Origin of the sequence: uncultured Pelagibacterium sp., assembly GCF_963972885.1 — a bacterium.
In the GTDB taxonomy this organism is placed as follows: domain Bacteria; phylum Pseudomonadota; class Alphaproteobacteria; order Rhizobiales; family Devosiaceae; genus Pelagibacterium; species Pelagibacterium nitratireducens.
In genome coordinates, this window is the sequence record NZ_CAXAXY010000004.1 from 42,670 (window position 1) to 61,682 (window position 19,013).

General features: G+C 60.4%; 20 protein-coding genes. 12 read left to right on the forward strand and 8 right to left on the reverse strand.

What is annotated here, in order from left to right:
- Positions 1-159 precede the first annotated feature (159 nt).
- The 7 genes from cobF (at position 160) to cobM (ending at position 6,313) form a co-directional block, all read left to right on the forward strand.
- The gene (gene cobF, locus AACZ55_RS01470; RefSeq protein WP_339642250.1) at positions 160-909 is read left to right on the forward strand and encodes a precorrin-6A synthase (deacetylating); all 750 of its coding nucleotides are present in this window, start codon (positions 160-162) and stop codon (positions 907-909) included.
- Between the two features lie 64 nt (positions 910-973).
- Entirely contained in the window at positions 974-2,233 is a 1,260-nt protein-coding gene (locus AACZ55_RS01475; protein ID WP_339642253.1) for a hypothetical protein, read from the forward strand.
- Complete coding sequence (locus tag AACZ55_RS01480; protein WP_339642255.1) at positions 2,233-2,865, forward strand: precorrin-8X methylmutase; 633 nt, start codon at positions 2,233-2,235, stop codon at positions 2,863-2,865. Before AACZ55_RS01475 ends, AACZ55_RS01480 begins: the two co-directional genes overlap by 1 nt.
- Positions 2,862-3,596 (forward strand): precorrin-2 C(20)-methyltransferase, encoded by a 735-nt coding sequence (locus tag AACZ55_RS01485; RefSeq protein ID WP_339642258.1) that lies wholly within the window; start codon positions 2,862-2,864, stop codon positions 3,594-3,596. Before AACZ55_RS01480 ends, AACZ55_RS01485 begins: the two co-directional genes overlap by 4 nt.
- Complete coding sequence (gene cobJ, locus AACZ55_RS01490; RefSeq protein ID WP_339642261.1) at positions 3,593-4,354, forward strand: precorrin-3B C(17)-methyltransferase; 762 nt, start codon at positions 3,593-3,595, stop codon at positions 4,352-4,354. Before AACZ55_RS01485 ends, cobJ begins: the two co-directional genes overlap by 4 nt.
- Entirely contained in the window at positions 4,347-5,558 is a 1,212-nt protein-coding gene (gene cbiE / locus AACZ55_RS01495) for a precorrin-6y C5,15-methyltransferase (decarboxylating) subunit CbiE (protein ID WP_339642264.1), read from the forward strand. The genes cobJ and cbiE overlap by 8 nt, the downstream gene beginning before the upstream one ends.
- Positions 5,555-6,313 (forward strand): precorrin-4 C(11)-methyltransferase, encoded by a 759-nt coding sequence (gene cobM, locus AACZ55_RS01500; RefSeq protein WP_339642267.1) that lies wholly within the window; start codon positions 5,555-5,557, stop codon positions 6,311-6,313. The genes cbiE and cobM overlap by 4 nt, the downstream gene beginning before the upstream one ends.
- Here cobM and sulP read toward each other — a convergent pair.
- The 7 genes from sulP to AACZ55_RS01535 form a co-directional block, all read right to left on the reverse strand.
- Positions 6,297-8,018 (reverse strand): sulfate permease, encoded by a 1,722-nt coding sequence (gene sulP, locus AACZ55_RS01505; protein ID WP_339642270.1) that lies wholly within the window; start codon positions 8,016-8,018, stop codon positions 6,297-6,299. The two genes, cobM and sulP, sit on opposite strands and share 17 nt — an antisense overlap.
- 5 nt (positions 8,019-8,023) lie before the next feature.
- The gene (locus AACZ55_RS01510) at positions 8,024-8,350 is read right to left on the reverse strand and encodes a TIGR01244 family sulfur transferase (protein WP_339642272.1); all 327 of its coding nucleotides are present in this window, start codon (positions 8,348-8,350) and stop codon (positions 8,024-8,026) included.
- 5 nt (positions 8,351-8,355) lie between these two features.
- The gene (locus tag AACZ55_RS01515) at positions 8,356-8,799 is read right to left on the reverse strand and encodes a YeeE/YedE family protein (RefSeq protein WP_339642275.1); all 444 of its coding nucleotides are present in this window, start codon (positions 8,797-8,799) and stop codon (positions 8,356-8,358) included.
- On the reverse strand, positions 8,799-9,227 hold the full coding sequence (locus AACZ55_RS01520; protein ID WP_339642278.1) for a YeeE/YedE family protein: 429 nt from the start codon (positions 9,225-9,227) through the stop codon (positions 8,799-8,801). The genes AACZ55_RS01515 and AACZ55_RS01520 overlap by 1 nt, the downstream gene beginning before the upstream one ends.
- A gap of 39 nt (positions 9,228-9,266) precedes the next feature.
- Positions 9,267-9,605, reverse strand: a complete 339-nt coding sequence (locus tag AACZ55_RS01525) for a metalloregulator ArsR/SmtB family transcription factor (protein WP_339642281.1) — start codon at positions 9,603-9,605, stop codon at positions 9,267-9,269.
- The gene (locus AACZ55_RS01530) at positions 9,599-10,477 is read right to left on the reverse strand and encodes an MBL fold metallo-hydrolase (protein ID WP_338607232.1); all 879 of its coding nucleotides are present in this window, start codon (positions 10,475-10,477) and stop codon (positions 9,599-9,601) included. The genes AACZ55_RS01525 and AACZ55_RS01530 overlap by 7 nt, the downstream gene beginning before the upstream one ends.
- Positions 10,478-10,583: 106 nt before the next feature.
- Entirely contained in the window at positions 10,584-12,458 is a 1,875-nt protein-coding gene (locus AACZ55_RS01535; protein WP_339642284.1) for a diguanylate cyclase, read from the reverse strand.
- A gap of 170 nt (positions 12,459-12,628) precedes the next feature.
- On the opposite strand from AACZ55_RS01535, the gene AACZ55_RS01540 reads away from it, so the two are divergent.
- The 3 genes from AACZ55_RS01540 to AACZ55_RS01550 all read left to right on the forward strand — a co-directional run bounded on the left by AACZ55_RS01540 (position 12,629) and on the right by AACZ55_RS01550 (position 15,432).
- Positions 12,629-13,351: a phosphatase PAP2 family protein gene (locus AACZ55_RS01540; RefSeq protein WP_339642288.1), complete on the forward strand. Its 723-nt coding sequence runs from the start codon at positions 12,629-12,631 to the stop codon at positions 13,349-13,351.
- 133 nt (positions 13,352-13,484) lie between these two features.
- Positions 13,485-14,054 (forward strand): TRAP transporter small permease subunit, encoded by a 570-nt coding sequence (locus AACZ55_RS01545; protein WP_338607235.1) that lies wholly within the window; start codon positions 13,485-13,487, stop codon positions 14,052-14,054.
- A complete protein-coding gene (locus tag AACZ55_RS01550; protein WP_338607236.1) occupies positions 14,047-15,432 on the forward strand; it encodes a TRAP transporter large permease subunit in 1,386 nt (461 codons plus the stop codon). Before AACZ55_RS01545 ends, AACZ55_RS01550 begins: the two co-directional genes overlap by 8 nt.
- 144 nt (positions 15,433-15,576) lie before the next feature.
- Here the strand turns inward: AACZ55_RS01550 and AACZ55_RS01555 are convergent, their stop codons facing one another.
- Positions 15,577-16,680, reverse strand: coding sequence for a TRAP transporter substrate-binding protein (locus AACZ55_RS01555; RefSeq protein WP_338607237.1), 1,104 nt, complete (start codon positions 16,678-16,680; stop codon positions 15,577-15,579).
- 271 nt (positions 16,681-16,951) lie between these two features.
- Here AACZ55_RS01555 and AACZ55_RS01560 point away from each other — a divergent pair, with 271 nt between their 5' ends.
- The gene (locus AACZ55_RS01560; protein WP_338607238.1) at positions 16,952-18,328 is read left to right on the forward strand and encodes a cache domain-containing protein; all 1,377 of its coding nucleotides are present in this window, start codon (positions 16,952-16,954) and stop codon (positions 18,326-18,328) included.
- Positions 18,325-18,966, forward strand: a complete 642-nt coding sequence (locus AACZ55_RS01565) for a response regulator transcription factor (protein ID WP_338607239.1) — start codon at positions 18,325-18,327, stop codon at positions 18,964-18,966. Before AACZ55_RS01560 ends, AACZ55_RS01565 begins: the two co-directional genes overlap by 4 nt.
- Positions 18,967-19,013: the final 47 nt, after the last annotated feature.

The window sequence follows — 19,013 nt, forward strand, 5'->3', positions numbered from 1 at the left end:
GGGGATGAAAGCGATCAGCCTTAAGGCCATAAAAAAATCCGCGCCGGACGACACGCGGAAGACGGCTCATTTAGCGATTGGAGGTTCCGGACACAAGTCCTCACCCGGAAAATTTTCAGAGTCTTTTCCGGCGGGCAATCTCATGGTCTATAGCGCGCCATGAGAAAACTCTTCGTTATCGGCATTGGCACTGGCAATCCCGAGCATCTGAGCATGCAGGCCATCGCAGCGCTCAATCGGACAGATGTGATCTTTATTCCTACCAAGGGCGAAGAGAAATCGGCGCTGGCCGCGATCCGCACAACCATCTGCGAGCGCTACATCTCGCGCCCTTACGAACTTGTCGAATACCCCATTTCGGCCCGCAACGAGGCCATCGGCGACTACACCCAACGGGTGCTCGACTGGCACGATCTGATCGCCCAAAGCTATATCGAAATGTTCGCCAAAGCCCCCGAAGACGCCATCGGCGCCCTCCTGGTCTGGGGCGATCCCGGCCTCTACGACAGTACGCTGCGCATCCTGGAATCGGTCAAGGCAAAGTCCGATCTCGCCTTTACCATCGAGGTCATCCCCGGCATCACGGCAATTGCCGCGCTGACCGCGGCTTTTACCATCCCCCTCAACACCATCGGCAACCCAGTGACCATCACCACGGGGCGCAAGCTCGCGGCGGGCTGGCCCGAGGGGTCCGATACGGTCGTTGTTATGCTCGACGGCAACAAGACCTATGCCAGCATCGACCCAACCGGCCTTCATATCTATTGGGCCGCCTATGCCGGGATGGGCGACCAGCTCCTCATCGAAGGCCCGCTTCTTGACGTTCGCGACCAGATTTCGGCGGCCCGCGATGCCGCCCGCGCCCGGCACGGCTGGATCATGGACATCTATTTGCTGCGGCGGACCTGACAGGGCCGCCGCAAAGTCCCGCCAACCCCTATCTCGCCCCGCCTGCGCTTGCTATGAGACGCACATGACAGCATCTCCAGCACCGCGCGGCGCCTGCCCGACCCTAGAAAACCCCATGGCGGTGGCCGATGGCCTGCTCGCCCGCTTTCGCCCTGAAACAGGGCTTTCGCCCGACCAGCTCACGGCGCTGGCCGACGCGGCGGACACGCACGGCAACGGGCTGATCGAGGTCACGGCGCGAGGCAATCTGCAGGTGCGCGGGCTTTCCGAATCGTCGGCCGCTCCCTTTCGCGACGCGCTTGCCAATGCCGGTATCGCCGCCCAGCCCGCGCCTGCCATCGAAACATCCCCGCTGGCCGGCGACGATCCCAAGGCCATGGCCGATCCGCGCCCGCTGGCCCGCGCCCTGCGCGCCGTCTGCAACGATGCGCTCGCCCACGGCTCGCTTTCGCCAAAGCTTTCCATCGTGCTTGTCACCGGCGGACAGGTCCTGCTCGATGGCCTCAAAGCCGATATCCGGCTCATCGCCCGCCCCGACGGGTGGGCGCTCGAATTGGGCACCGACACGCTGGGCGAACTCGACGAAACCGACATTCCCGCCGCCGTTGCGGTCATCCTCGAAGCGCTTCAGGCCGAAGGCCCGCGGGCCCGGGCCAGCGATATCGCGTCTCTCCCGCTTGCAGCAAAAATCAAAAATCTCCGCCCGCTTGACCATTCCAGCGTCCGTCCATCGAGCTACATGGTCGGCCCCCTGAGCCTTTCGGACCATGCCCCGGCGCTGCGCGTCGGTCTGCCCTTTGGCCAGGTGCGCGCGCGCCAGGTTCGCGATCTGGCCCAGATCATGGCCGAACAGGGCGTGGCGGAAGCGCGCACGGCGCCGGACCGCTCGCTCGTTCTTGTCGGGTTCGATACCTCGACCCTGCGCGCCCTCGCTCCGGCCCTTGCCCGCGTGGGCTACTGGACCCGGCCCGATGCAACCGGGGTGAAACTCTCGATCTGCTCGGGCGCCGAAGATACCGACGCGGGAGTCATTCAGGCTGCCGAACTGGCGCAGGGATTTTATTCCGCCGCACCTGAACTGATCGACGGATCGTTCCACATTCACGTTTCCACCTGTGCCAAGGGCTGTCCCCATGCTGGCCGTCCGGGCATTGTGCTCGATGGCAGCCAATTGACGCTTTACCGCGCACCCGACGCCAAACCACTTGCAACGCTCGATCCTGCCGCTATTGAAACCGGCATCGTTTCTTTGGCCGATCGAATCCGCGATACTCGCCAGCCCGGCGAGACGACGCTTTCGGTTCTTGGCCGGCTGGGGCAGTAATGACGCAATATGACTATATCCGCGACGGACAGGAGATTTACCGCCAGTCCTTCGCCACCATCCGCACCGAAGCCGACCTTTCGCGCTTCTCGCCCGCCGAGGCCGAACTCGCCGTTCGCATGATTCACGCCTGTGGCATGGTAGAGGCCGCCAACCATTTCCATTTCGCCCCCGGTTTTGTCGAAGCGGCGCGCGGCGCGCTCGAACGCGGCAAGCCCATTTTCACCGATGCCGAAATGGTGGCGCGCGGCGTCACCCGCGCTCGCCTGCCGGCGGACAATGAAGTGGTTTGCGAGATCAACAATATCGAGACGCCGTTTCTGGCGCAGGACCACGGTAACACCCGCTCCGCTGCCGCCATCCACATCTGGCTGCCGCGTATCGAAGGCTCGGTCGTTGCCATCGGCAACGCGCCGACCGCGCTGTTTCACCTTCTCGAACTGCTCCGCGACGGTGCGCCCAAACCTGCTGCCATCATCGGTATGCCGGTCGGGTTCGTGGGCGCAGCAGAGTCAAAACAGGCACTTAAGGACAATTCCTACGGCGTTCCTTTCGCCATCGTCGAAGGCCGTCTTGGCGGAAGCGCCATGACCGCCGCCGCGCTCAATGCGCTTGCGAGGCCCGGCATATGAGCCAGACCACAGGCAGACTGATCGGGGTGGGCACGGGACCAGGTGATCCCGAGCTTTTGACCCTCAAGGCCGTGCGCGCCATTCTCGATGCCGATGTCGTGGCCCATTTCCTTAAGCGGGGCCGCCCCGGCAATGCCCGCGCCATCGTCGCGCCCCACTGGCCCGAAAATGCCACCGAACTGCCGCTGGAATATCCGGTGACCACCGAAGTGCATCGGCACGATCAAAGCTACAAGAGTCAGATCGCTGCGTTCTTTGACGATGCGGCGCTGCACATCGCCCACCATCTCGATCAGGGCAAGACAGTCGCCGTGCTCTCGGAAGGCGATCCGTTCTTTTACGGCTCCTACATGCACATCCATGTGCGCCTTGCCCCCTCCTACCCCACAGAGGTTATCGCGGGCGTCACCTCGCTTTCGGGTTGCTGGTCGCAGGCTGGCGTGCCGCTCATGCAGGGCGACGATATTTTCACCGTGCTGCCCGGAACGCTCGATCTTACCGACCTTCAAACCCGTCTCGGCTCGACCGATAGTGCCGTCATCATGAAGGTCGGCCGCAATCTGCCCAAAATCCGCGAGGCGCTCAAAGCCGCCGGCAAATTCGACAGCGCCATCTATGTCGAGCGCGGCACCATGGACAATGCAGTCGTCCTGCCGCTTAAGGACCGTGACGATAGCCCCGCCCCCTATTTCAGCCAGATCCTGGTTCCCGGCTGGAAGGCGCGCCCATGAGCGGCACGCTGTACGTCATCGGCACGGGTCCGGGCAGTCCCGAGCAGATCACGCTCGAGGCGCAGGCGGCCATTGCCGCATCGAGCCATTTCTTTGGCTACAAGCCCTATATCGAACGGTTGAACCTTACCCCCGAACAGGTCGCCGTGCCCTCGGACAACCGCGAGGAACTCGACCGCGCCCGCGCAGCGCTTGCGCTGGCCACGGAGGGAAACACGGTCGCGATGGTTTCAGGCGGCGATCCGGGGGTCTTTGCAATGGCCGCCGCGGTCTGCGAGGCAATCGACACAGGCGCACCCGAGTGGCGTGGCATCGAACTTATCATCGTCCCCGGCGTCACCGCCATGCTGGCAACAGCGGCCCGGATCGGCGCTCCGTTGGGCAATGATTTTTGTGCCATTTCGCTTTCGGACAATCTCAAGCCGTGGGCGATCATCGAAAAGCGCATCCGCGCCGCCGCCGGCGCCGGTTTTGCTATCGCATTTTACAACCCCATCTCGAAATCGCGGCCCTGGCAACTGGGCAAGGCGCTTGAAATCCTGCGCGAAGTTCTGCCCTCTGAAACGGTGGTGTCGATTGGGCGTGGCGTGGGAGTGCACCGAGGGTCCATTGGGCATCAGGCGCTCTCCGAGGTTAAGGCCGAGACCATCGACATGTCCACTTGCCTCATCATCGGCAATGCCCTCACACGGGTGATCGAGCGCCCCGAAAAGCCCGATCTCGTTTACACACCGCGCTGGGTGCCCGAACATGGCTGACCGCTGGCTCACCATCGTCGGCATAGGAGAAGACGGGCTCGACGGTCTCACCGATCTCACCAAGTCGTTGATTGCCAATGCGGAAGTGGTGTTTGGCGGCGAGCGGCATCTGCGCCTCGTGCGCAACATGAACCTTGCCGAACAGCGCCGCTGGCAAAGCCCGATCGAAACCTCGATCGAAGAAGTCGCCCGGTTGCGCGGCCGCAAACGCGTCTGCGTGCTGGCCAGTGGCGATCCGTTTCATTACGGCATCGGCGCTACTCTGGCCCGCCGCATTCCGGCGGCAGAAATGCTTGTAGTTACAAGCCCTTCCTCGTTCTCCCTCGCCGCCGCCCGCATGGGCTGGCCGCTGCAGGACGTGACCACATTATCTCTGCATGGACGCCCAATTGAGCTGGTGCTGCCGCACCTGCATCCGGGCCGGAAAATCCTCGCCCTGACCTCCGACGAGACCGAACCTGCCCGGATTTCCGGGCTTTTGACCGAAGCAGGGTTTGGCCGCAGCGCGGTAACGGTTCTCGACGCCCTGGGCGGACCGCACGAGAGGGTTCGCACCACCCTCGCGCAGTCATTCGATATCGAAAACATCAGTCCACTCAATGTTCTGGCAATAGATATCCTCGCGGACGAAAATGCGCGTATTGTTCCGCTCACGCCCGGCCTGCCCGATGATTGGTTCGGCCATGACGGGCAGATCACCAAGCGCGAGATCCGGGCACTGACCCTTTCCGCCCTTGCGCCGCGTCGTGGCGAAATGTTGTGGGATATAGGGGCGGGTTCGGGTTCGGTCGGTATCGAATGGATGCTGTCGGACCCCTCGCTTTCAGCCATCGCCATTGAGGCCGATCCCGTACGCAGTGCCCGCATTGCGGACAATGCGGCCCTCATGGGCGTTCCGGGGCTGACAATCAGAGTCGGACGCGCGCCGCAAGTCCTTGAAAAAATTGAACAACCCGATGCGATTTTTATCGGGGGCGGCGGAACCGACGATGGCGTCGTCGATGCCGCGATCGCGGCTCTCAAACCCGGTGGCCGTTTGGTCGCCAACGCAGTAACCTTAGAAATGGAAGCGCTTTTGGCGCTACTTCATCAGCAGATGGGCGGCAGTCTTGCCCGCATCCAGGTCGCCCGCGCCGAACCGCTGGGCACCATGAGCGGCTGGCGCCCCGCCATGCCGGTCACCCAATGGGTGTGGGTCAAATGAGCGTCCATTTCATAGGCGCCGGTCCCGGCGCGGCGGACCTTATCACGGTGCGCGGTCGCGACATCCTAAGCCGTTGTCCTGTATGCCTTTATGCCGGTTCGATTGTCCCAAAAGACCTGCTCGACTGGTGCCCCAAAGACGCCCGTCTTGTCGATACCGCCCCCCTGTCGCTCGATGAGATCGAGGCCGAATATCTCGCCGCCCACGCCGCCGGTCTCGACGTCGCACGCCTGCATTCGGGCGATCTGTCCATGTGGAGCGCCGTCGCCGAACAGATCCGACGGCTCAAAGCTCGTTCCATCCCCTATACCCTCACCCCCGGCGTTCCGGCCTTTGCCGCGGCAGCAGCGGCGCTGGGCCAGGAACTGACGAAGCCGGCGCTCGCGCAAAGCCTTGTTCTGACCCGGGTTTCCGGCCGCGCCTCTGCGATGCCGGAGCGGGAAACGCTTGCCAATTTCGGCGCCAGCGGCGCCACCCTCGCCATCCATCTGGCCATCCATGCGCTCGATGACATCGTTGCCGAACTTACCCCGCTTTACGGCGCCGATTGCCCGGTTGCCATCGTCGTCTGGGCGAGTTGGGATTCCGAAAGAATTGTCCGGGGCACGCTGGGCGATATTGCCGGCAAGGTCGCCACCGACCCCATAGAGCGGACAGCGATCATTTTCGTTGGCCAAACCCTTGCCGCAGAAGGATTTTCCGACAGCGCACTATATGATCCAGCCTATCAGCGCCGGTTCAGGGGACGGGACTGACCGACAATGCGTCCACGGCGTCGTGATGGCTCAGGAAAACCCTGCCGTTGAGATGGTCGAGGAAATCGGAGCGTTTGAGCCGATCCATCACTGGCCCCTTGACCTCGGAAAGGTTGAGGCCAATGCCTTGTTCTTTGAGGCGAATATTGATCGCTTCGAGGCTTTCAAGCGCCGACATGTCGATTGCATTGACCGCCGGACACATCAAGATGACCTGCGTTATGCCCGGTCTGCCGGAAATCTCGCGTGCAATCCGCTCTTCGAGATAGCGCGCATTGGCAAAATAGAGGCTCTCATCGACCCGCAGCGCCAGAATATGCGGATCGGTCCGAACGTCATGGCGGTTGATATTGCGGAAATGCTCGGTTCCCGGTACCCGGCCAACAATCGCCATATGAGGACGCGAACTGCGGTAGAAAAACACCAGCACCGAGGCCGCAACACCAAGGGAGATACCGGTTTCCACTCCGAAGATCAGTGTCCCTGCAAGGGTTGTCGCAACGGCTGCAAAATCGGCTTTTGAATAGCTCCAGGATTTTTTCAAGATCGAGAAATCGACCAGCGCCAGCACCGCCACGACAATCGTCGCAGCTAGCGTCGCCTTGGGCAAGAGTGCCAGAAACGGGGTCAGCAAGAGCGTTGCAAGGGCAATTCCGACCGCGGTGAACATTCCAGCCGCCGGGGTTACCGCCCCGGCGTCGTGGTTGACCACCGAGCGCGCAAAGCCGCCGGTCACCGGAAATCCCGAACCGAAGGCCGATGCGATATTGGCTGCGCCAAGCCCCACAAGTTCCTGATCGGGATCGATGCGCTCGCGTTTTTTGGCGGCAAGGGTCTGGGCTACCGAAATCGACTCCACGAAACCGACAATTGAAATGATAAAGGCAGGAACGATCAGGGCGCTGACAATATCGAGATCAAGATCGGGAAGCGACAACAAGGGGATGCCCTGCGGCACCTCGCCGACCAGAGCCACCCCTTTTGTACCGAGATCGAAGGCCGCGGAGGCTGCAATGGCCAGCAGTACCACAACCACGGGCGCGGCCCGAACGGCAAGAGTAGCGATTGTCGAAGGCAGACCCACCGAAACCAGCGTCCCCTTCATGCCCGTCCGCACCCAGACCAAGGCTGCAAGCGAAGCCGCGCCCACCGCAAATGTATAGGGATTGAACTGTTCAAGATGCCCGGCAAGAGAGGCCAGCAATTCGGGCATGGCATGGCCCGTGCTGGAAATGCCAAGCAGACCCCCGACCTGGCTTGTCGCAATGATCAGGCCCGACGCGGTAATGAAGCCGGAGATCACCGGATGAGAGAGGAAATTGGCGATAAAGCCCAAACGGAATAGTCCCATAAGGGTAAGGATGCCGCCAGAGAGCAGAGCGAGCACTATGGCTGCACTGGCATAATCGGCAGTTCCTTCCTGTGCGATGCGCCCGATGGCCGCCGCCGTCATTAGCGAGACGACAGCGACAGGGCCGACGGCCAGCGATGTCGAAGAGCCGAAAACGCCATAGGCCACAAGCGGCAGGATGGAGGCATAGAGCCCGACTTCCGGCGGCAATCCGGCCAGCAGCGCGTAAGCAAGCGATTGTGGGATCAGCATGATCGTAACGATCACCGCAGCCAGAAAATCACGACCGAACTTGTCCCGCGAATACCGCCTGCCCCAATTGAGAATGGGGACGTATCTTTCAACCATGTCCATGCGCCCTATTGGTCGAGCGTGGCGTAAAGACTGCCGGCACGGGCACCCGAGCGGCAATAGCCGAGAACAGGCCCCTCGATATTGGCCATTGCCTCGTGAAAGCGGATGATCTGGCCCTCCGTCAGTGGGCCGGATACCGGTACGTGAAAGGCCACAAGTCCTGCGGTTCGCGCGGCGGCCTCGATCTGGGCAAAGCTTGGCTGACCCGGCTCTTCCTCATCGGGACGAGCGCACACGATGCCTACAAACCCCATATCCTTGAGCGCTTCGATGTCGGCGGGCATAATCTGGCCCGTGATTGAAAAACGGTCGTCTATCTTCTTGATGTTCATGGAAATTACCTCGCGGTCTGGGGTTCACGGTTGGTCAGAAACTGGCGCGCGCTGCGCGCCAGCACGATGCCGCCAATCATCGCGGCAACGAAAATGAAGGCGTCGGGCTCTCCGAGGCCAAGCGCCGGAATCGAGCCTCCGGGACAAAACCCCGTAATTCCCCAGCCAATGCCGAAGATCACCGAGCCGGCCACCAGTGGCAGGTCGATCTCCCTTGACGTCGGCAGATGGAAGGTCTTGTCAAAGACTGGCGCGGGTCGCTTGAGGACGAAGAAGTATCCGATGGCGGTCACGGCCAGAGCGCCACCCATGACCAGAGCCAGGGACGGATCCCAACTACCGGCAAAGTCGAAGAAATTGAGAACCTTGGCTGGGTTGGCCATGCCCGAAACCGCGATCCCGGAGCCAAAGATCAGCCCAATAAGGCCGGCAAAAACAATCCTGCGCATCACAGACCTCCGAGTATGTGGCGAATGACAAATACCGTCGCGGCGGTTGAGGCCATAAAAACGACGGTGGCCACGATTGAACGTGGCGAGAGACGGGCAATGCCGCAAACGCCATGCCCCGAGGTGCAGCCAGAGCCGAAATAGACCCCGACGCCTACGATAAGCCCGCCGACAATCAGCCAGGGCGCGGGGACCGGGCTATGGAAACTGACGACATCGCCGAAAATGGCAACGATAGTGATCGGGGCGACAATGGCGCCGCCAAGAAATGCCGCCCGCCAACCCCAATCGGCGCCCATTGGGGGAATGACAGCGGAAAGAATGCCGGTCATGCCCGCAACGCGGCCGTGGAGCGCCATGAGCAGAACGGATGCCAGCCCGATCAGCGCCCCGCCAAACAGCGAGAGCAGTGGAGTGAATTCGGTCATCGAATATACCTTGATAGACTTAGGACAAAGGGAGGAAGATCATTGTGCATCCGGCCCGCAGAACAGGTCGTACATGGTGGACACGATTGCTTTTGCCCTGGGGTCGGCCAGCCGGTAAAAAACGGCCTTGCCGTCCTTGCGGCCCTCGATCATGCCGGCGCTGCGCAGTTCGGCGAGTTGCTGGGAAAGGCCGGGCTGCCGGATATCGAGCAGACCCTCGAGCTCACGCACGCTACGCTCACCCTCGACCAGCGCGCATACAACGAGCAGACGGTCCCGGTTCGCCAGTTTCTTGAGAAATGCGGTCGCTTCGTCGACCCTGCTCTTTATGACCCTCGTCTGGGAGGCGAGCTCTTGTGTCCCGGTTGCGATCACCATGGAGCGCCTCCCAACGCGTCGAGCGGGATCTTGAGATAGCGCCTGCCATTCGATTCAGGTTCGGGCAGCCGCCCGCCATTGGTATTGATCTGCAGGGCGTGCAGGATCAGTTTTGGCATGGGAAGGGTCTTGTCGCGAGCGTCCCGAACCGCCTTGAAGGCATCCATGGACTTGCATTTCGACATGTGAATGTTGGTGGCCTTCTGCTCTGCTACCGTCGATTCCCAGCGCGGTTCACGGCCACCGGGCTGGTAATCGTGGCCAGTAAAAACGCGGGTCTCTTCGGGCAGGGCCAGAATGGCCTGGATCGAATTCCAGAGCGCTTGCGAACTTCCGCCAGGAAAATCGGCCCGGGCCGTGCCACTATCGGGCATGAACAGCGTATCGTGAACAAAAGCGGCATCGCCGATCACATAGGTGATGGACGCCAATGTGTGTCCCGGTGAAAACATCACCCTTGCCGAAATGTTGCCGACAGTGAACTCTTCGCCATCGGCGAACAGCTTGTCCCACTGACTACCGTCGGCCCTGAAATCGGGCCAGTTATAGATACCCTTCCAGAGCTTCTGGACATCGACGACCTTTTCGCCAATTGCGGTTTTTACGCCAGTTTTTTCCTTGAGGTACTGGGCCGCAGAGAAATGATCGGCATGGGGGTGGGTGTCCAGTATCCATTCGAGCTCGTACCCCTTGCCCTCGATGAAGGCGAGCAATTTGTCGGCCTGAACGGTGCCTGTGCAGCCGGATTTTTCATCGTAGTCGAGAACCGGATCTATAATGGCGCACTTCCCGGTTTCCGGGTCGGCGACCACATACTGGATAGAAAATGTGCGCGGTTCAAAAAATCCGGTGACTTCGGGTCTTGCAGACATAGGCAGGTTTTCCTGGACGGTCAGATATCAACTACCCTCCTAGATAATAATGATTGCATTTTTTTGCAATCAAAAACCTGAAACTTAACGTTTCGGTCCGGTTCGCCTATTCAGCTGCCGCCGCCATCACCTTGTTGCGCCCCGCCGCCTTGGCCGAGTAAAGGGCGCCATCGGCACGGCGAACCAGGCCCTCGGGTGTCGTTGGCCCTTTTGACAGATCGTATTCCGCCACACCGAGGCTGGCAGTAACCGCACCGCCTGGATCGTCGGCACTCGCCTCAGCAATTGCATTGCGAATGCGCTCAGCCACAGCCCGGGCGCCGGTCAGATCGGTATCAGGCAGGATGATTGCAAATTCTTCGCCGCCATACCGCGCGGCAAGGTCGGACGGGCGGAGCAGACTGGTCTTTATGGCGTTCGCCACCAAAATGAGGCAGCGATCGCCAGCCTGATGGCCGTACACGTCGTTGAAATGCTTGAAGCGATCCACATCGAGTAGAACGAGGCTGAGCGGCGTCCCGGCGCGTCCGCACCGCGCCATGTCGCGCTCCAGCACCTCATCGAACACCCGCCGATTGGCGAGCCCGGTCAGTGGGTCAGTCGATGCCTGCCGGGACAGATCGGCATTGGCTTCGAGGAGAGCGCGTTCTGCCAGTTTGAGATCCGTCACATCGGTAACAATGACCACTGCGGCATCGTTGCTGGCCGGCTGGTTGCGCAGTTGAAGATAGGTGCCATTGAACAGTTCGACGGTCACCACATTGGGCACGCGAAGCAGGCTGCCGACCCGTTCGGCCCAACCCTCGATATCGTCTTCGGGAATACCGAGCTGTTCGCCTGCGCGTGCGCATTCGAGCAGGATTTCGTTGATGTGCCTGCCCGGCACGCGTGCATGCGCCGACCGCGGAAACGCGTCCCGATACTGGTCGTTGCAAAAGACGAGATACCCGTTGCGATCAAACAGCGCGAGGCCGTCGCTCATTTCGGACATGGCCAGCGAGAGACGGTCGCGACTTTCGGTCAGTTCGCGTTCGAGTTTTTTAACAGCCGTTGTATCGACGGTCATCCCCGCCAGCCCGACAATCCGGCCATCCTTGCCGGTCAGGGGGACCTTCGAGGTTTTGTACCAGCGCCACTGCCCGGAGTTGTCGACCACCTCTTCCTCAAAATCAAGCAGTGCGGTCCGGCTCTCCATGATGGCGCGTTCCTGCTCATGGAGTTCTTCAGCCCGCGCCCGATCGGTAGTATCGAAATCTGACCTGCCGATCATTTCCGCCGGCTCGGAATATCCATGGTGATGGGCCACCGCTTCGTTGACCGTGAGAAACCGACCATCGGTGTCCTTGACGTAGAGGAATTCAGGGGCCTGAGCGAGGGCCGCCCGCAGAATGGACCGGTCGTAGCCGGCCCGGCGGGCGGCAAGTATGGTGAACCCCATCATGAGGGTTGCCAAAAGCGTCAGGACCGTACCAGGCACAACAAGATCCCTGGCCTCCTCCAGGCTGACAACCCGTGTCAGCAGGAAAACAACCAGCAGCAAAAGCAGGGCCATGGCGGCGGCCAACAACACGATCCAGAACGGATTGGGCAAAGGAGAGCGCGCCGCTGAACGAACGCCAAGTCCCACAAGAGCGGCGGTACCCAGATGGAAAAAGGCCAGCCCGACCCCTGCCCCGCCTTCCAGCAGTCGGAACGCTCCGGACATGAGAATGGCAATGATGGCCACAACCGGGCCGCTAAAGAACGCACCGACCGCCACAACGCAGGTCCTGAGGTCGTAAACTACGCCCGGCACGATCTCGACGGTCAAAAGCATCGTGGAAACGGCTGCGCTGCCGACCAGAAGTCCGATGCACAGCTTGCGAATGATCCAACGCTGCTTGTCCAGCCAATCGGACGCCAGAGACCAAATGGAGGAAAACAGGGCGACGACCGCCAGGTTGGCAATGAGGGGTTGCCAGATTTCGGACACGCTACGCACAAACCTCTCGGTCGTTCTCGGAGCCCCCTCAGTGATTATGCCCTACCCCGCTCTTCGTGCAACCGGCGTTATACAAATCGTTAAAATACCGGTTTTTACTGTGATCGACCGGAAAAATTCGGTACCGCTGCCACGCCCTTATGGCCATTCAACCGCCCTTCGGAGATTCCATGTTGCCCGGATTTTTCAAGCAGCACTTCTCATCCAGCCGGCTTAAGCGCGTGCGCGATTTCGTTTTCGCCGAGCAGGCGGTATTGATCGCCATCGGCATTGCCGCCGCTCTGGTCTTTGCGTTTCTCGAAGTCGCCGATGAAGTGAGTGATGGAGAAACCCACGAGATCGACATCGCCATTCTCGAGATATTCAGGGTTCCGGGCGACCCCAACCAGATGATCGGGTCATTCCAGTTTCAGGAGGCCGTGCGCGATATCACTGCACTCGGCAGCTTCTCGGTTCTGACGATCGTCGTTTCCAGCGTCGTGATCTATCTGCTGCTCACACGCCGTGCGGCTGTGGCGGTCCTCGTTGCCGGCGCGGTCATCAGCGGCGCGTTGCTTTCCGATCTGCTCAAGGAATTTTTCGACCGGCCCAGGCCAGAATTCTCGGCGGTGGCGGGGGAATTGTCGGCCAGTTTTCCCAGCGGGCACTCGATGATCTCCGCCGTAACCTATCTCACGCTCGGCGCGCTGCTGGCGAGACTATCGGAGCGATGGCGGGAAAAGATATTCTTTTACGGCGTCGCCATCGTTCTGACGATACTGGTCGGCACCTCCCGTGTCCTTCTGGGCGTTCACTACCCGAGCGACGTTGTCGCCGGTTGGGCGCTGGGGGCAGCATGGGCCCTCGCAGCAACCGCTCTCGCCTCCCTGCTTCGCCGCCGGGGTGTCGTCTGACCTTGCTACCCAGTTTTACGGGCAAAAGTACCGTTTTTGCGAATCCGGTTCGGCGATTGCTTGCTGTTTGCCTGCACGCGAACTAGCGGTACTATCGATAAAAACAAAACCCTTCCGTGGGAGGAGGAGCGAAATGCGCGCGCTCGCTTTAGCTGTTCAGGCCATTGGTGGCTTGAACCGGCTCGTCGGCACCGTCGTTTCATGGCTGGCGGTTGGCGTTGTCGCCATCTGTTTTGCGGTGGTTGTCCAGCGATACATTTTCAACACGACCTTTCTGTGGATGCAGGACCTTTATGTCTGGCTGAGCGGTGCGATGTTCACGGCGATTGCCGGGTTCGCACTGTTCCGTGACGATCACGTAAGGGTGGATATCTTCTACCGGCCGGCCTCGACCAAACGGAAGGCCCTGCTCGACATCGTCGGTGTCGTCATCTTCCTGCTTCCGTTCATGTACGTCGTCTGGAACTGGGGCTGGATCTATGTGATGCGCTCCTGGAGCTTTTTCGAGGCATCCCAGAACATCGGTGGTATGCCGGGACTGTTTGTTCTCAAGACTTTCATTCTGGTTTTTGCCGCTCTGGTCGGTTTGCAAGGAGTAGCGATGGTCGCGCGCGCCATCCTGGTGCTCGCCGACAAGGAAGACCTGCTTCCTCCGCTGTACCGCTACAAGGTCGAGACCGACGAGGAGACGCCAGTTGTCTAGCATTCTGATTGGTGAGGTTCTCGCGGGCCTCCTCTTTTTCGGCGTCATCGGCTTTCTGCTGCTGGGCTTTCCAGTAGCCTTCACGCTGGCGGGCACATCGCTGATCTTTGGCGTGATCGGTTATTTCTTCGGCGTGTTCGACTTCTCGAACATGGGTAACCTCATGGGCCGGTATATCGGCTACATGACCAATGAAGTACTGGTGGCGGTGCCGCTGTTTATCTTCATGGGCGTGATGCTTGAGAAGTCCAAGATTGCCGAGCAGCTGCTGCTGACCATGGGCAAGCTGTTTGGCCGCCTTCGCGGCGGGCTCGGCATTTCGGTCATTGTCGTAGGCGCATTGCTGGCGGCCTCCACCGGTGTCGTGGGGGCAACAGTGGTCACCATGGGGCTCATATCGCTGCCGGCCATGCTGCGGGCGAAATATGACCCCAAGCTTGCTTCGGGTGTGATCTGCGCGTCCGGCACGCTGGGACAGATCATTCCGCCCTCGACCGTATTGATCTTCATGGGCGACATGCTCTCATCGATCAATGCACAGGTGCAGATGGAGCAGGGCAACTTTGCGCCCGTGCCCGTAACCGTGGGCGACCTTTTCGCCGGCGCGTTCATTCCCGGCCTGATGCTGGTCGGGCTCTACATCTGCTTTATGATCTATAAGGCGATCACCGAACCGGAAAGTTGCCCGGCAACTCCCATGACCGAGGAAGACCGCAAGGGCATCGTCAAGGATGTGGTCGTTGCGCTGGTCCCGCCCCTGCTTCTTATTCTTCTTGTGCTCGGCTCCATCCTCACCGGCATAGCCACGCCGACCGAGGCAGGCTCGGTGGGGGCTGTGGGCGCAACGATTCTGGCTGCGTTGCGCTGGCGGCTTTCATTCAGGGTTTTGCGCGATGCCGCCATGGCTACGGCAACAATCACCTCGATGATCTTCATTATCCTGTTTGGCGCTTCGGTCTTCTCCATCGTGTTCCGCGTCATGGGCGGCGACAATCTTGTGCACGAGTTCCTGGCCAATCTTCCGGGCGGAGCCATCGGGGCGATGATCGTTGTCATGCTTATCATGTTCGTGCTCGGGTTCATTCTCGACACGTTCGAGATCATCTTCATCATCATACCGATCACTGCGCCGATCCTTCTGGCGCTCGGCATAGATCCGATCTGGCTCGGTGTGATGGTGGGCGTGAACCTGCAGACCAGCTTCATGACGCCGCCTTTCGGGTTCTCTCTATTCTACTTGCGGGGGGTCGCGCCAAGCAGGGTGACGACCGGCATGATCTATCGCGGTGCACTTCCCTTCGTGGGGCTGCAAATTTTGGCGATAGCCTTGCTGTTCATTTTCCCGCAGTTGATTACATGGTTGCCGTCAGTCAACTGATTGGGGCGAACCGATCGAGTCCAAGGGCCCGTCGACACGGTCGGCGGGCCCTTCGTTTTGGCAGCATCCGCATCTCTGGAGCGCCCCGACAAAAAAGGGTCCGAACCGAGGTCCGGACCCTGATGCTTGAGACTATCGAAGGGATCAGTCGAGCGTAAAATATTGCTCACGGGCCCGCAGGAAGAGCGAGTCGGTGCCGTCGGTCTTCTGGCGGACGATGTTGAAGGCCTCGACATAGCTTTCTGCAACGCGCTTGGTGAGCTCGTCGCCATTGTCACGGATGTCGGTAAGGATCTCCTTGGCCGCGACAGCGCCGGCTTCCATGATTTCCTCAGGGAACTGGCGCACCGTAACGCCGTGGTCGTTGACCAGCGTCTGAAGGGCACGCGGGTCGTTGGCGGCGAAGTCGGATGCGACTTCGTCATATTCGGCCTGACAGACGAACTTGACGAGTTCCTGCAGATCCTGCGGCAGTTCCTGATACTTGGCCTTGTCGACCACCAGCTCGGTCGCCAGTCCCGGCTCGATAAAGCTGGGGAAGTAATAGTTCTTGGCGATCTGGTAGAAGCCAAGCGCAAGATCGTTATAGGGGCCAACGAATTCGGCCGCATCGAGCGTACCGTTCTGCAGTGCGGCGAAGATGTCGCCGGCAGCCAGATTGGTAACCGAGGCGCCGAGCTTTTCCCAGACCTGGCCACCAAGGCCGGGAGTGCGGAAACGCAGCCCCTGGACGTCGGCGACGCCGGTCAACTCGTTGCGGAACCAGCCGCCGGCCTGTGTACCGGTGTCACCCGAGAGGAAGCCCTGAACGCCGAACTGGTCGTAGATGTCGTCCCAGATTTCCTGGCCGCCCATGTGGCGAACCCATGCGGCGAGTTCGCGGTTGGTCATGCCGTAGGGAACGCCAGTGAAAAACGACAGGCCCTGGCTCTTGTTCTGCCAGTAGTAGGCGGCGCCGTGGCTCATCTCCGCCGAACCGTCGATGACGGCATCGAGCGCCTGAAGACCCGGAACCATTTCACCAGCAGCAAAGACCTGAATCGACAGACGCCCACCCGAAGCGGCGGTGATCCGATCGGCGAGGCGCTGCGCGCCAACGCCCAGGCCGGGAAAATTTTTGGGCCAGGTAGTGACCATACGCCAGGTGATATTGCCTTGAGCGATTGCCGGCGCAGCCAGCGTTGTGGCTGCCGCTGCGACACCTGCGGTCGCCGCGCCGGCCTTCTTGAAGAAGTCGCGTCTTTCCATAAAATCCTCCCAATGGTGCATTTTGCACCGGATAGAAACGGTTAAAAGGCTGCACTTCGAGAGCTGCCACCGTTTTTTCGAGCGCATCTTCGAAGCGCAGGGCAAAAAAGACTGCATTTGCCTGCCTCCGTCGAGGGCCCGGTTCCTCAGGTTACCTGCTTTATTCACAAAGGCTACCCAGTTTTACGCAGTAGATGATAATGGACGCGCGCGCTATCGGCTACAATCGCCCGTGGCCGGCCAACGATCCGGTTGGAGGAGAGTTTTACCAATGCAGTTCAGGCACCAGATTCTGGCGCTCGCCATCGTTCCGCTGATCCTTGCCATCGTTGCCATAACCTGGCTGGTGACATGGCAGTCGGCCAGCCTGGCGCGCGCGAGCATTGATACGTTCGAGCGCAATATGGTCCAGGCCAAACAGGACGAGCTGCTTAACCTGACCAACATGGCATTGTCGGCAATCGATGGCATTTATCACGACGCGGAGCCGGACGATGAAGCGGCAAAGTCCCAGGTCAAGGCCATCCTCAACGCGCTCGATTACGGCGAGGACGGATACTTTTTCGTTTATGACTATGACGGCGTAAATATCGTTCACCCCAGGCAGACATACCGGCCCGGCCAGAACTGGCTGAACCTGACCGACCCCAATGGCGATCGGGTGATCTACAATCTGATCGAAAAGGCCAAGGAGGGCGGAGGGCTCCATTCCTATCTGTGGGAAAAACCGTCGGCCGGAACCATTGCCGAGAAGGTCTCTTTTGCCGTTGGCCTGGATAAATGGGAATGGATGCTGGGCACCGGCGTCTATCTCGACGATGTCTTCGCCCAGACCGCCGCCGCCCACGAAGACCTCCGCAACACGATCAATTCAACCTTCTTTACGATCGTCCTTATCGCGGTCCCTGCGGTGCTGCTGGTGTTCGGGAGCTGGATGGTGCTCAACCTCCACGAACGCCGGTTGGCGGACAGCAAGCTCAAGGAATTGACCCAGCGCGTCATCGATACGCAGGAAGAGGAGCGCACCCGCATCGCGCGCGAGCTTCATGACGGCATCTCGCAAATCCTGATCGGTGTGCGCTACGCCATCGACCTGGCGAGGCGAAAGGTGGAGAATGGCGCCGACGGTGCCTCGGACGCCATCGGCAAGGGCGCCGATGCGCTCAACGGGGCGATCAAGGAAGTACGGCGTCTCAGTCACGATCTGCGTCCAGGCGCCCTCGACGATCTGGGGCTTTCAGCGGCGCTCGAGGCTCTGACACACAATTTCGCCGAGCGCACGGGGATCAAGGTCACGCTCGAGGCTGTTGCGTTCAAGAACATGCTTCTGCCCGAGGCTCGTACAGCACTTTATCGTGTGGCCCAGGAGGCGCTGAACAATATCGACCGCCATGCCAACGCCAGCGAAGTCACGCTCGCCTTGTCGAGCCCACACGGTCGTGTCCAGATGGTCATTGTCGACAACGGCAAGGGCTTTTCGCGCGATACGGGCACAAAACGCGGATTGGGCCTGCGCAACATGGCAGAGCGCATGGCGCACTTCGGCGGCACAATGCTGGTAGAACCCTCCCCCAACGGCACGACGCTCAGGGCCACTCTTCCCAAATCCGTGTTCATCCGCCAGTCAAAGCTTGCCGAGGTCGCATGAGCGTTCCCAAACCCATCAAGGTCCTCCTCGTCGACAATCACCCCCTGGTGCTCGACGGGCTCAAGGCCATTCTGGAAACTTACGACCATATCGACGTGGTGGGCGCTGCGCTCAGTGCACGCGCCGCCCTCGACATCGCTCGCAAGGACGAACCGGACGTGGTTCTCATGGACATCAACATGCCCGAGCTCAACGGTCTGGACGCGATAGAGTTGTTTAAGGAACAATCCGCGGCGACCAAATTGTTGATGCTTTCGATGCATGACAGCCGCGAGTACATCTCGACATCGGTGATGTATGGCGCCTCGGGCTACATCCTCAAGGACGTTTCGACCGAGGAGATCATCGAAGCCATAGAGACTGTGGCGGCGGGCGGAACGTTTTTTTCTACCGGCGTCTCCGATGTGTTGCTCGAGCGCGGCGACAAAGCCCAAAAGAGCAAGGCGCTGACGACTCGCGAACAGGCGATCCTGCTGCTGATTGCGGCGGGAAAATCCAACAAGGACGTGGCGGCAACCCTCGATATTTCTGCCCGGACGGTCGAAACGCACCGCAAGAACATCAAGAAAAAGCTCGGCATTGCCACCACCGCCGGGCTGACGCGCTACGCCATCGAGAATGGGCTCGTGGGAGGATAACCGCGAAGTCGTGACCGCACCCGGCACACAAAGCACTTGGCCATCGG